Annotated in this window: 9 protein-coding genes and 1 tRNA gene; 8 read left to right on the forward strand and 2 right to left on the reverse strand. The window is 68.2% G+C overall.

Translation table 11 applies throughout. The features are described 5' to 3' along the window. The first annotated feature begins 13 nt into the window (after positions 1–13). Both CGR01S_RS10955 and CGR01S_RS10960 read left to right on the forward strand, forming a co-directional pair. Entirely contained in the window at positions 14–451 is a 438-nt protein-coding gene (locus CGR01S_RS10955; RefSeq protein WP_042426648.1) for a CBS domain-containing protein, read from the forward strand. A gap of 149 nt (positions 452–600) precedes the next feature. After that, positions 601–1,764: a branched-chain amino acid ABC transporter substrate-binding protein gene (locus CGR01S_RS10960; protein ID WP_042426651.1), complete on the forward strand. Its 1,164-nt coding sequence runs from the start codon at positions 601–603 to the stop codon at positions 1,762–1,764. A gap of 49 nt (positions 1,765–1,813) precedes the next feature. Here CGR01S_RS10960 and CGR01S_RS10965 read toward each other — a convergent pair whose 3' ends face one another. Both CGR01S_RS10965 and hpnC read right to left on the reverse strand, forming a co-directional pair. After that, positions 1,814–3,199: an L-serine ammonia-lyase gene (locus tag CGR01S_RS10965; protein WP_042426654.1), complete on the reverse strand. Its 1,386-nt coding sequence runs from the start codon at positions 3,197–3,199 to the stop codon at positions 1,814–1,816. A 281-nt stretch (positions 3,200–3,480) separates the two neighbouring features. Then, on the reverse strand, positions 3,481–4,335 hold the full coding sequence (gene hpnC / locus CGR01S_RS10970; RefSeq protein ID WP_042426657.1) for a squalene synthase HpnC: 855 nt from the start codon (positions 4,333–4,335) through the stop codon (positions 3,481–3,483). 109 nt (positions 4,336–4,444) lie between these two features. On the opposite strand from hpnC, the gene CGR01S_RS10975 reads away from it, so the two are divergent. The 6 genes from CGR01S_RS10975 (at position 4,445) to clpX (ending at position 12,517) form a co-directional block, all read left to right on the forward strand. Further along, positions 4,445–5,662, forward strand: a complete 1,218-nt coding sequence (locus CGR01S_RS10975) for an efflux RND transporter periplasmic adaptor subunit (RefSeq protein WP_084690645.1) — start codon at positions 4,445–4,447, stop codon at positions 5,660–5,662. 7 nt (positions 5,663–5,669) lie between these two features. After that, positions 5,670–8,831 (forward strand): efflux RND transporter permease subunit, encoded by a 3,162-nt coding sequence (locus CGR01S_RS10980; RefSeq protein ID WP_042426659.1) that lies wholly within the window; start codon positions 5,670–5,672, stop codon positions 8,829–8,831. Between the two features lie 93 nt (positions 8,832–8,924). Beyond that, positions 8,925–9,011, forward strand: a tRNA-Leu gene (locus tag CGR01S_RS10985). Positions 9,012–9,081: 70 nt separating this feature from the next. Next, a complete protein-coding gene (tig, locus tag CGR01S_RS10990) occupies positions 9,082–10,407 on the forward strand; it encodes a trigger factor (protein WP_042426662.1) in 1,326 nt (441 codons plus the stop codon). A gap of 134 nt (positions 10,408–10,541) precedes the next feature. Then, entirely contained in the window at positions 10,542–11,150 is a 609-nt protein-coding gene (clpP, locus tag CGR01S_RS10995) for an ATP-dependent Clp endopeptidase proteolytic subunit ClpP (RefSeq protein ID WP_042426665.1), read from the forward strand. 101 nt (positions 11,151–11,251) lie between these two features. Beyond that, positions 11,252–12,517, forward strand: a complete 1,266-nt coding sequence (clpX, locus tag CGR01S_RS11000; RefSeq protein WP_042426668.1) for an ATP-dependent Clp protease ATP-binding subunit ClpX — start codon at positions 11,252–11,254, stop codon at positions 12,515–12,517. The last annotated feature ends 35 nt before the right edge of the window (positions 12,518–12,552 follow it).

Here is a 12,552-nt window from a genome sequence, read left to right on the forward strand (position 1 = left end):
ACAAGGAGGCAGCATGACCAGCGTTGCAGAAATCCTCAAATCCAAGCCCGATGCCAGCGTGCACAGCGTGGCCCCCGGCGACACCGTGTTCCAGGCCCTGCGCACCATGGCCGACAAGGACGTGGGTGCCCTGCTGGTGCTCGAGGCCGGGGCCATCGTCGGCATCTTCACCGAGCGCGACTACGCCCGCCGCCTGGCCCTGCAGGGCCGGCCCTCCATGAGCACGCCCGTGCGCGACGTGATGACGTCCACCGTGCTGTGCGTGCGCTCCACGCAGACCAGCGAGCAGTGCATGCAGATCATGACAGGCAAGCGCCTGCGCCACCTGCCCGTGGTGGACGATGGCCGCCTGCTGGGCATGATCTCCATTGGCGACCTGGTCAAGGACATCATCTCCGAGCAGCAGTTCATCATCGAGCAGCTGGAGCACTACATCGCCGGCCGGCGCTGAGTGTGCGCGGACGCGAGTCCGTGCCGCCCGTCCGCTCGGGGTGGGCTTGCGGGCATGGATAATTGCTTATGCAAGGGCTTACCCGGTGGTTTTTCGCGGGGAGCTCCGTTATACCCGCCGCATCGTAACGATTTGCACGGAGTGATTTCATGCCTTCATCCTTGAACCGGCGCCGGTTTACCGCTGGTCTGGCCGTGGCTCCCTGGGCCGCGGGCGGTTTGCTTTCTGGCTGCAGCAGCATTCCCGACAGCGTCAAGATCGGGGTGGCCCAGCCGCTGAGCGGGCCGATCAGCGCCTTGGGCAAAGACCTGCTCAATGGCGTGCAGCTGGCCGTGGACGAGCTCAACAAGGCCAACTTCTCCATCGATGGCAAGCGCGTGGCGCTGGAGATCATGTCGGTGGACGACAAGTCGGACGCCGCCACGGGCAAGGCGGTCGCGCAGCAACTCGTCGATGCCGGGGTGGTGGCCGTGATCGGGCACCTGAACTCGGGGGTGAGCATCGAGGCCGCGCCCATTTACTCCGGTGCGGGCATGGCGCAGATCGCCATCTCCACCAACCCGAAGTTCACGCAGCTGGGCTACGACACCACCTTCCGCATGGTGGCCAACGACAACCTGCAGGCGCGCGCCATCGGTGCCTTCGCTGCAGGCCAGTTCGGCGAGGCGGCGCGCTACGCCGCGTTCGACGACGGCACGCCCTACGGCAAGGGCCTGATCGACGGCGCCGTCGAACAGCTCAAGGCCGAGAAGCGCGAAGTCGTGCTGCGCGAATCCTTTGACGACAAGACCGTCGCATTCGAGGAACTGGCCGAGAAGATCAAGGCCGAAAAGATCGCGGTCATCGTGACCACGCTCAACGACTTCCAGAACCTCGCGCTGATCGAGGCCCTCAGGAAGATCGACTACACCAACGTGCGCATGCTCGGGGGCGACACGGCCAAGACCACCGACATGACCAAGGGGGCAGGCCTGATCCAGGGCATCTTTGCCACCTCGCCGGTGCTGGAGGCCAAGGAATTCGTGGCCGGGCGCCAGTTCCTGGAAAAGTACCTGGGCGCCTTCAAGATCCCTCCGGCCTATGGCGGGCACTACACCTACGACAGCATGTACGTGCTCTCGGCGGCCATGCAGGCGGCCAAGTCCGTCAAGCCCCGGGACGTGGTGGCTGCGCTGCATCGCATCAACGGCTACGCGCCCGTCACCGGCACCATGAAGTGGGACGAAAAGGGCGAGCAGCGCTACGCAGCCGTGGGCGTGTACGAGCTGCGCCGCGGCAACTGGGAGCTGCGCATGCGCTCCGACCGCTGGTGATGGTGCGGGCGTAGGCCGGGCGCGCGGGCCGCTGGCCCGCCGCAATTTTTCAGCACTCGACCACGTTCACGGCCAGGCCGCCGCGCGAGGTCTCCTTGTACTTGGACATCATGTCCTTGCCCGTCTGCACCATGGTGCGGATCACCTGGTCGAGCGACACCACGTGCGTGCCGTCGCCGCGCAGCGCCAGGCGCGCGGCGTTGATGGCCTTGATGGCGCCCATGGCGTTGCGCTCGATGCACGGGATCTGCACCTGGCCGCCCACGGGGTCGCAGGTCATGCCCAGGTTGTGCTCCATGCCGATCTCGGCCGCGTTCTCCACCTGCGCGGGCGTGCCGCCCAGCACCGCGGCCAGGGCGCCGGCCGCCATGGAGCAGGCCACGCCCACCTCGCCCTGGCAGCCGACCTCGGCGCCCGAGAGCGAGGCATTCATCTTGTAGATGGCGCCGATGGCGCCGGCCGTGAGCAGGAAGTCGGCAATGCCCGCCTCGCTGGCCGTGGGAATGAACTTCACGTAGTAGTGCAGCACGGCCGGGACGACGCCCGCCGCGCCGTTGGTGGGCGCCGTCACCACGCGCCCGCCGGCGGCGTTTTCCTCGTTCACGGCCATGGCGTAGAGGTTCACCCAGTCGAGCATGGAGAGCGGGTCGCGCAGCGCCGCTTCAGGCTGGCTGCTGAGCTGGCGGTGCAGCTCGGCGGCGCGGCGCCGGATCTGCAGCGGCCCGGGCAGGTGGCCCTGGGCCGTGCAGCCGCGCTGCACGCAGGCGGCCATGGTCTGCCACAGCTCGGCCAGGCCCTGCTGCACCTGTGCGGGGCTGCGCAGGTGCTCTTCGTTGGCCCGCTGCAGCTGCGCCACGCTCAGGCCCTGCGCCTGGCACTGGGCGAGCAGCTCGGCGGCGTTGGCGTAGGCGAAGGGCACCGGGCTGCGGGCCAGCGCGGCAGGCGGGCGGCTGTACACGCGCTCGCCCTGCGCATCGGTGACAAAGCCGCCGCCCACTGAGAAATACTCGGCCGTGGCCAGCTCCTGGCCCGCGGCGCCGAGCGCGGCAAAGCGCATGCCGTTGGGGTGGTGCGCCAGGCTTTTGCGGCGCATCAGCAGGTGCTCCTTGGTGCTGAAGCGCACGCTATGGGTGCCCAGCAGCGCCAGCTCCTGGCGGCTGCGGATGGCCAGCAGCAGGGGGGCAATCTGGTCGGGGTCAATGCGGTCGGGCTCGTGCCCGGCCAGGCCCAGCAGGATGGCGCTGTCCGTGCCGTGGCCCAGGCCCGTGGCGCTGAGCGAGCCGAACAGCTCGGTGCGCACCTCGGCGGTGTGCGCCAGCAGGCCCGCGTCCTGCAGGCGGCCCGCGAAATGCCGGGCGGCGATCATCGGCCCCACGGTGTGGGAGCTCGACGGCCCGATGCCGATCTTGAACAGGTCGAATACGCTGACGGTCATGGTCTGGTGTGCAACGGGGGCCAGCGCCCCCGGGGAAATGAACCAGGCCGCCGCGGATGGGCGCAGCCTGGGGCCGTTGGCCCGCAGCGTGCGGCCGCCGCGGCGCGCTGGCAAGCGCGCATTCCCTGAGCCGGCAGCCCGACCCGTGCGTGTCGGGTGGGGCGGGAGTGGAGTTTGCTATGAAAAAAAGAGCTGCTCGCGCTTTATCCCAGGGCGCTGGAGCCGTTTTTGTCTGATTTCTTTGGCGCTGAGCAGCCCCGGTTGCGGCCCATGAATGTTTCTTACATGGCCAGGGCACGGGCCAGCATGCCCGGAGCGTCCCAGGCGCGGATGCGCGGGCGCTGGCACAGGCTGCGGCCGCGCAGCGCGTCCACCTTGTCCAGGATGCGCAGCCCCCCCTGCACCACCAGGCGCAGCTCCCAGCCGATGCGGCCGGGCAGGCGGTGCACCAGGGGCGTGCCCTGCTGCATGGTGCTGCGCGCCCAGTGCGCGAGGTCGCCGATCAGCGCCGTGGTCTGCGCCGTCGGCTGCAGCGCCTGCAACTGCGCGCGGTCCACGCCGTGTGCGGCGCAGTCGGCCTCGGGCAGGTAAAAGCGCCCACGCGGCAGGTCCACGCTCAGGTCCTGCCAGAAATTGATGAGCTGCAGCGCGGTGCAGATGGCGTCGCTCTCGCGCAGGGCCTGCGCGTCGTGCACGCCATACAGGTGCAGCAGCAGCCGGCCCACGGGGTTGGCCGAGCGGCGGCAGTAGTCCAGCAGCTCGGTGCGCTGGGCGTAGCCCGCGCCGTCGCGCGTCTTCTCCACGTCCTGGATGAAGGCGCTGAGCAGGTCGTCGAGCAGCGGCACGGGCAGGCTGTGCCGCTGCAGCATGACTGCCAGGGGCGCGAACACCGCCGGCCAGCGCGCCGACGGGGCCTGGCCCGCCGCCAGGGCGTGCAGGTCGGCGCGGTAGGCGGCGAGCGCGGCCAGGCGTTCGGCGGCGCTGGCCGGGCCCTCGTCGGCCAGGTCGTCCGCCGTGCGCGCAAAGGCGTAGATGGCGGCAATGGGCGCGCGCAGCTGCGGCGGGCACAGCCAGGAGGCGACGGGAAAGTTCTCGTAGTGCGTGACGGCGAGGGGGGGGCTGGGGTTCGGGTCCACGCGCGCATTGTCGCTGCAGGCGCCGCCTGCGCTGCGCGGGTGCCTTGACAAGCGGCAGGCGATCACATAGATTACTAACCAGTCAGTCAGTAATTTTCTGGACCCACCCATGCGCACCTCGTCCGCACCGCGGCCCCGTCAGGGGCTTTTTTTGGTTTCCGCCGCCCGGCCCGGGGCCCAGGCGGCCGCTGCGGCGGCGGCGCTGGCCCTGCTGGCCGCCTGCACGCCCGCCGAGCCTGTGGCCGAGCCCGTGCGCGCGGTCAAGCTGCTGACCGTGGGCGCCAGTGCGCTGCAGGCCGAGCAGGAATACGCCGGCGAGGTGCGTGCGCGCGTGGAGTCGCGCCTGGGCTTTCGCGTGGCGGGCAAGCTGGTCGAGCGCCCCGCGCAACTGGGCCAGCGCGTGCAGGCCGGGCAGGTGCTGGCGCAGCTCGATCCGCAGGACTACCAACTGAGCGCCGCCGCGGCGCGCGCCCAGGTGGCCGCCGCGCAAACCCAGTACGACCTGGCGGCGGCAGACTTCCAGCGCTTTGCCAAGCTGCAGGAGCAGAACTTCATCAGCGGCGCCGAGCTCGAGCGCCGCGAGAGCGCGCTGAAGGCGGCGCGCTCGCAGTTGCAGCAGGCCCAGGCCCAGGCGCAGGCGCAGGGCCACCAGGCGCAGTACACGCGCCTGCTGGCCGATGCCGCGGGCGTCATCACCGCTATCGAGGCCGAGCCCGGCCAGGTGGTGGCGGCGGGCACGCCGGTGCTGCGCCTGGCGCAGGACGGCGCGCGCGACGTGGTGTTTGCCGTGCCCGAGGACAAGGTCGCCCGCCTGCGGGCGGGCCAGCCGGTGCAGGTGCGCGCCTGGGCCACGGGCGCGTCCCTGCCCGGCACGGTGCGCGAGGTGGCGGCCAGCGCCGACCCGGTCACGCGCACCTTCACCGTCAAGGTGGACATCGCCGCGGCCAGCGCGCCGCCGCTGGGCTCCACGGTGTACGTGGCGCCGCAGGCGCTGGCGGCCCAGGGGCAGCAGGCCATCAAGCTGCCCACCACGGCGCTGCGCCAGGAGGGCCAGGCCACGGCGGTGTGGGTGTACGAGGCCGACAAGGGCACGGTGCGCTCGCAGGCCGTGCAGGTGGCCACGGCCGACGGCAATGAGGCCGTCATCGTGGGCGGTCTCACGCCCGGCATGCAGGTGGTGAGCACCGGCGTGCATGTGCTCACGCCGGGGCAGAAGGTCGTGGTCTATCAGCAAAAATCGGCTCCAGGGCAATCTGGGCAGGCGCAAGCAGCTACAAAAACAGTAGCAAATGGCGCCGCGCCGGCCGCGGCCTCCTCTGCCCAGTGAGCCTGCCATGACGCCAGTGCAACCGAAAGAGGGCTTCAACCTCTCCCGCTGGGCCATCGAGCATGCCCCGCTCACGCGCTACCTGATGGTGGTGCTGATGGTGCTGGGCATTGCGGCCTACTTCCAACTGGGGCAGGACGAAGACCCGCCCTTCACCTTCCGCGCCATGGTGGTGCGCACCTATTGGCCCGGCGCGACGGCGCAGCAGGTGGCCGAGCAGGTGACCGACAAGATCGAGCGCACCCTGCAGGAGGTGCCCAACGCCGACAAGATCCGCAGCTACTCCAAGCCGGGCGAGTCGCAGATCATCCTGGAGATCAAGGACAGCACGCGCGCCGCCGAGGTGGCGAACATCTGGTACACCGTGCGCAAGAAGGTGGGCGACATGCGCTACACCCTGCCGCAGGGCATCCAGGGGCCGTTCTTCAACGATGACTTCGGCGATGTCTACGGCGTGATCTATGCGCTGCAGGCCCAGGGCTACAGCTATGCCGAGGTCAAGCAGTTCGCCGACGACGTGCGCCAGCAACTGCTGCGCGTGCCCGACGTGGCCAAGGTGGAGCTGTTCGGCGTGCAGGACGAGAAGCTCTACATCGAGATCTCGCAGAGGCGCCTGTCGCAGCTCGGCCTGGACATGAACCAGGTGCTGGCGCAACTGGGCCAGCAGAACGCGGTGGAGAGCGCAGGTGTGGTGCAGACGCCGCAGGACCAGGTGCAGGTGCGCGTGGCCGGGCAGTTCCAGGCCATCGAAGACCTGCGCGCCATGCCCATCCGGGGGGCGTCGGGCCACATGCTGCGCCTGGGCGACATCGCCGAGATCCGGCGTGGCTACGTGGAGCCCACGGCGGTGAAGGTGCGCCACGAAGGCCAGGAGGTGATTGCGCTGGGCGTCTCCATGACCAAGGGCGGCGACATCATCCGGCTGGGCAAGGCCTTGCACGCAGCCACCGAATCACTCGCCAAGACCCTGCCCGCCGGCGTGCAACTGGTGAACGTGCAGGACCAGCCCCAGTCGGTGGCCAGCTCGGTCAATGAATTCGTCAAGGTGCTGATCGAGGCCGTGGCCATCGTGCTGGCCGTGAGCTTTGTCAGCCTGGGGCTGCACCAGCGCACGGGCGCGCAGCGCTGGTGGCGCCGCTGGTACATCGACCCGCGCCCCGGGCTGGTGGTGGCCATCACCATTCCGCTGGTGCTGGCGGTCACCTTTCTGGCCATGTGGTACTGGGGCATCGGCCTGCACAAGGTGTCGCTGGGCTCGCTCATCATCGCGCTGGGCCTGCTGGTGGACGACGCCATCATCGCCGTCGAGATGATGGTGCGCAAAATGGAAGAGGGCTACGACAAGCTGCGCGCGGCCACCTTTGCCTACGAGATCACGGCCATTCCCATGCTCACCGGCACGCTGATCACGGCGGTGGGCTTCCTGCCCATCGGCATAGCCAAGTCGGCGGTGGGGGAGTACACCTTCGCCATCTTTGCGGTCACGGTCATCGCGCTGGTGCTGAGCTGGATTGCGTCGGTGTATTTCGTGCCCTACCTGGGCACGCTGCTGTTCAAGCCACCGCCGCATGTGCTGGCGGCGGGCATCACCGACGACCCGCACGAGGTGTTCGACAGCCCGTTCTACACGGCTTTCCGGCGCCTGGTGCACTGGTGCGTGGAGCACCGCTGGGTCACCATCGGCGCCACCGTGCTGGTTTTTGCCCTGGGCATCGTGGGCATGGGCAAGGTGCAGCAGCAGTTCTTCCCGGATTCCAACCGCCCCGAGATCCTGGTGGACCTGTGGTTCCCCGAGGGCACCTCGTTTGCGGGCAACGAGGAAGTCACGCTGCGCGTGGAAAAGCGCCTCAGGGAGCAGCCCGGCGTGGCCACGGTCAGCGGCTGGGTGGGCTCGGGCGTGCCGCGCTTCTATCTGCCGCTGGACCAGGTGTTTCCGCAGAGCAATGTGTCGCAGTTCATCGTGCTGGCCGAGGACCTGAAAAAGCGCGAAGCCCTGCTGCGCGCGCTGCCGGCCCTGCTGGCGCAGGAGTTCCCGGAGGTGCGCGGGCGCGTCAAGCTGCTGCCCAACGGGCCGCCGGTGCCGTACCCGGTGCAGTTCCGCGTGCTGGGCCCCGACCCGGCGCTGCTGCGCGCGCACGCCGACGAGGTGAAGGCCGTGCTGCGCGCCTCGCCGAACATGCGCGGAGTGAACGACAACTGGAACGAGTCCGTCAAGGTGCTGCGCCTGGAGGTAGACCAGGACAAGGCGCGCGCGCTGGGCGTGACCAGCCAGTCCATCGCGCAGGCCTCCAAGGTCATGCAGTCGGGCATGCAGGTGGGGCAGTACCGCGAGGGTGACAAGCTCATCGACATCGTGCTGCGCCAGCCCGAGGACGAGCGCCGCGCCATCACGGACATTGCCAACGCCTACCTGCCCACGGCCTCGGGCAAGTCGATCCCGCTCACGCAGATCGCCAAGCCGGTGTTCACCTGGGAGCCGGGCGTGATGTGGCGCGAGGGGCGCGAGTACGCCATCACCGTGCAGGGCGACGTGGTGCAGGGCCTGCAGGGCGCCACGGTCACGCAGCAGCTCCTGCCCGCGCTGCGCAAGATCGAGGCCGACTGGCACGCCGCAGGGCAGAATGCCTACCGCATCACCGTGGCGGGCGCCGTGGCGGAAAGCTCCAAGGGCTCGTCGTCCATCGCGGCGGGCGTGCCCATCATGCTGTTCATCACCTTCACGCTGCTCATGCTGCAACTGCACAGCTTCAGCCGCGCCATGCTGGTGTTCCTGACCGGCCCGCTGGGCATTGCCGGGGTGGCGGCGGCGCTGATCCTGCTGGGGCGGCCGTTCGGCTTCGTGGCGCTGCTGGGCGTGATCGCGCTCATGGGCATGATCCAGCGCAACTCGGTGATCCTGATCGACCAGATCGAGCAGGACAGGGCGCGCGGCGTGCCCGCGTGGGACGCCATCGTCGAGTCGGCCGTGCGCCGCCTGCGCCCCATCGTGTTGACGGCCGCCGCCGCCGTGCTGGCCATGATCCCGCTCTCGCGCAGCGTGTTCTGGGGGCCGATGGCTGTGGCCATCATGGGCGGGCTGATCGTTGCCACCGTGCTCACGCTGCTGGCCCTGCCTGCCATGTACGCGGCCTGGTTCCGCGTGCGTCGGCCGGCGCCCGAGGTGGGCTGAGCGGGGGGTGCCGGGCGCGTCAGGTTAAAATCAAGGGTTCACCAAATTCATGCAGGGGCATGCGTGGCCATGCCGCCTGCCTGTTTGCAGACCGCGCGGGTGGCGAAATTGGTAGACGCACCAGGTTTAGGTCCTGACGCCAGCAATGGTGTGGGGGTTCGAGTCCCCCCCCGCGCACCACGTATCTGAATTCGGGACACGGCGCCGCTGCCGAGCGGTCGGCGCATTCATCACAAATGTAGGAGTAGCCATGGCAGTTACCGTTGAAACCCTGGAAAAACTGGAACGCAAGATCACGTTGAGCCTGCCCCTGGCGGCCATCCAGAACGAGGTCGAGTCGCGCCTCAAGCGCCTGGCGCGTACCGTCAAGATGGACGGCTTCCGTCCCGGCAAGGTGCCGCTGAGCGTGGTCTCGCAGCGCTATGGCTACTCGGTGCACTACGAGGTGCTCAACGACAAGGTCGGCGAAGCCTTTTCCCAGGCGGCCAACGAGGCCAAGCTGCGCGTGGCCGGCCAGCCGCGCATCAGCGAGAAGGAAGGCGCGCCCGAGGGCGAGGTCACCTTCGATGCCGTGTTCGAGGTGTTCCCCGAAGTCAAGATCGGTGACCTGTCCGAGGTCGAGGTCGAGAAACTCGAAACCGAAGTGACCGACGGCGCCATCGACCGCACCCTGGAGATCCTGCGCAAGCAGCGCCGCAGCTTTGCCCAGCGCGCGCTGGACGCCGCCGCCCAGGACGGCGACCGCGTGACCGTGGACTTCGAGGGCAAGATCGACGGCGAACCCTTTGCCGGCGGCAAGGCCGAGGGCTTCCAGTTCCTCGTCGGCGAAGGTCAGATGCTCAAGGAATTCGAGGACGCCGTGCGCGGTATGAAGTCCGGCGAGAGCAAGACCTTCCCGCTTGCCTTCCCCGAGGACTACCATGGCAAGGATGTGGCGGGCAAGACGGCGGACTTCCTCGTGACCGTCAAGAAGATCGAGGCCTCGCACCTGCCCGAAGTGAACGAGCAGTTCGCCAAGTCGCTGGGCATTCTCGAAGCCACCGTGGACGCCCTGCGCGCCGACATCAAGAAGAACCTGGAGCGTGAGGTCAAGTTCCGCCTCTTGGGCCGCAACAAGGCTGCCGTGATGGACGCGCTGCTCTCCAAGGCCGAGCTCGACCTGCCCAACGCCAGCGTGCAGGCCGAGATCGAGCGCCTCAAGGACGGCGCCCGTGCCGACCTCAAGCAGCGCGGCATCAAGGACGCCGACAAGGCCGAGCTGCCCGACGACATCTTCCGCCCCCAGGCCGAGCGTCGCGTGCGCCTGGGCCTGGTCGTGGCCGAAGTGGTGCGCGCCAACGAACTGCAGGCCAAGCCCGAGCAGCTCAAGGCCCACATCGACGAGCTGGCCGCCAGCTACGAGAAGCCCGAGGACGTGGTGCGCTGGTACTTCAGCGACCGCCAGCGCCTGGGCGAGGTCGAGGCCGTGGTGATCGAGAACAATGTCGCCGAATTCGTCCTGGGCAAGGCCAAGGTGAACACCAAGAGCGTGTCCTTCGACGAATTGATGGGCAGCGCCGCCCAGGCGCAGGCCTGATCGGTCTGCCGTACCGGGGCCGTGCGCTTGCGGCCCCGGCGGGCGGCGAAACCATGCCGGGAGGGGCTTGTGGTCAAGGGCACAAGCCCCAATTCATTTCTGGGTACAGTACCCGCCTGAATGGAGAAATACACATGAGCGCACTGGAAACACAGGCCCTGGGCATGGTCCCCATGGTCATCGAACAGTCGGGCCGCGGCGAGCGTGCCTACGACATCTACTCGCGCCTGCTCAAGGAGCGGGTCATCTTCCTCGTGGGTGAGGTCAACGACCAGACGGCCAACCTCGTGGTCGCCCAGTTGCTGTTCCTGGAGAGCGAAAACCCGGACAAGGACATCTCGCTCTACATCAACTCGCCGGGCGGCAGCGTCACCGCGGGCATGGCCATCTATGACACCATGCAGTTCATCAAGCCCGACGTCTCGACCCTGTGCTGCGGCTTTGCCGCGAGCATGGGCGCCTTCCTGCTGGCTGCGGGGGCCAAGGGCAAGCGTTTCTCGCTGCCCAACTCCAAGATCATGATCCACCAGGTGCTGGGCGGCGCACGCGGCCAGGCCACCGACATCGAGATCCATGCGCGCGACATCCTGCGCACCAAGGACCAGATGAACCGCATCCTGGCCGAGCGCACCGGCCAGCCGATGGAGAAGGTCAAGGCCGATACCGAGCGCGACTATTTCATGACGGCCGACGAGGCCAAGGACTACGGCATCATCGACCAGGTCATCGCCAAGCGCCCCTGACCTGACGGGCCTGGGGCCGGGCGCAGCGCCGCCCGGCACCCGCGCTCTCCTTTGGTTATCATCCGGTCCACTTTCCGTACTACACAAGGCACAGCTTCCCCATGGCCGAGAAAAAAGGCTCATCCAGCGAAAAAACCCTTTACTGCTCGTTCTGCGGCAAGAGCCAGCACGAGGTAAAGAAGCTGATTGCCGGCCCGTCGGTCTTCATCTGCGACGAGTGCATCGATCTGTGCAACGAAGTCATCCGCGACGAGCTGCCCGGCAGTGACGCGGGCCGTGAGGCGCGCACCGACCTGCCCACGCCGGCCGAGATCAAGGCCAACCTGGACCACTACGTCATCGGCCAGGAGGCGGCCAAGCGCACCCTGGCCGTGGCCGTGTACAACCACTACAAACGCCTGCGCCACAAGGACAAGGCGCACAAGGACGATGTCGAGCTCTCCAAGAGCAACATCCTGCTCATCGGCCCCACGGGCTCGGGCAAGACGTTGCTGGCCCAGACCCTGGCACGCCAGCTCGACGTGCCTTTCGTGATGGCCGACGCCACCACGCTGACCGAGGCCGGCTACGTGGGCGAGGATGTGGAAAACATCATCCAGAAGCTGCTGCAGAGCTGCAACTACGAGGTCGAGCGCGCCCAGCGCGGCATCGTCTACATCGACGAGATAGACAAGATCTCGCGCAAGTCCGACAACCCCAGCATCACGCGCGACGTGTCGGGCGAGGGCGTGCAGCAGGCGCTGCTCAAGCTCATCGAGGGCACCATGGCCAGCGTGCCGCCCCAGGGTGGGCGCAAGCATCCCAACCAGGATTTCCTGCAGATCGACACGACCAACATCCTGTTCATCTGCGGAGGTGCCTTCGCCGGCCTGGAAAAGGTCATCGAAAGCCGCACCGAGGCCTCGGGCATCGGCTTTGGCGCCGCCGTGCGCAGCAAGAAGCAGCGTTCCCTGAGCGAGGTGTTCCAGGACATCGAGCCCGAGGACCTGATCAAGTTCGGCCTGATCCCCGAACTGGTGGGCCGCATGCCGGTGGTCGCTGCGCTGGCCGAGCTGGGTGAGGACGCGCTGGTGCAAATCCTCACCGAACCCAAGAACGCGCTCGTCAAGCAGTACAACAAGCTGCTGGCCATGGAGGGCGCCGAGCTGGAGATCCGCCCGGCCGCGCTCAAGGCCATCGCCCGCAAGGCGCTGGCGCGCAAGACCGGTGCGCGCGGCCTGCGCTCCATTCTGGAGCAGGCGCTGATCGGCACCATGTTCGATCTGCCCAACGCAAGCAATGTCGAGAAGGTGGTGGTCGATGAGTCCACCATCGAGGAAGGCAAGCCGCCGCTGCTGGTGTACCGCGAGGCAGCGAAGACGGCCTGAGCAGCCTCCCGGCTGCTGCGGCGCGCCCGGCCCCG

The sequence above is a fragment of the Comamonas granuli NBRC 101663 genome, assembly GCF_000739995.1.
GTDB lineage: Bacteria > Pseudomonadota > Gammaproteobacteria > Burkholderiales > Burkholderiaceae_C > Simplicispira > Simplicispira granuli.

Bases quoted from the DNA above. Each gene is read 5' to 3' on its own strand.
- CGR01S_RS10955 (WP_042426648.1), top strand. From the start codon at position 14: ATGACCAGCGTTGCAGAAATCCTCAAATCCAAGCCCGATGCCAGCGTG.
- CGR01S_RS10960 (WP_042426651.1), top strand. From the start codon at position 601: ATGCCTTCATCCTTGAACCGGCGCCGGTTTACCGCTGGTCTGGCCGTG.
- CGR01S_RS10965 (WP_042426654.1), bottom strand. From the start codon at position 3,199: ATGACCGTCAGCGTATTCGACCTGTTCAAGATCGGCATCGGGCCGTCG.
- CGR01S_RS10975 (WP_084690645.1), top strand. From the start codon at position 4,445: ATGCGCACCTCGTCCGCACCGCGGCCCCGTCAGGGGCTTTTTTTGGTT.
- CGR01S_RS10980 (WP_042426659.1), top strand. From the start codon at position 5,670: ATGACGCCAGTGCAACCGAAAGAGGGCTTCAACCTCTCCCGCTGGGCC.
- tig (WP_042426662.1), top strand. From the start codon at position 9,082: ATGGCAGTTACCGTTGAAACCCTGGAAAAACTGGAACGCAAGATCACG.
- clpP (WP_042426665.1), top strand. From the start codon at position 10,542: ATGAGCGCACTGGAAACACAGGCCCTGGGCATGGTCCCCATGGTCATC.
- clpX (WP_042426668.1), top strand. From the start codon at position 11,252: ATGGCCGAGAAAAAAGGCTCATCCAGCGAAAAAACCCTTTACTGCTCG.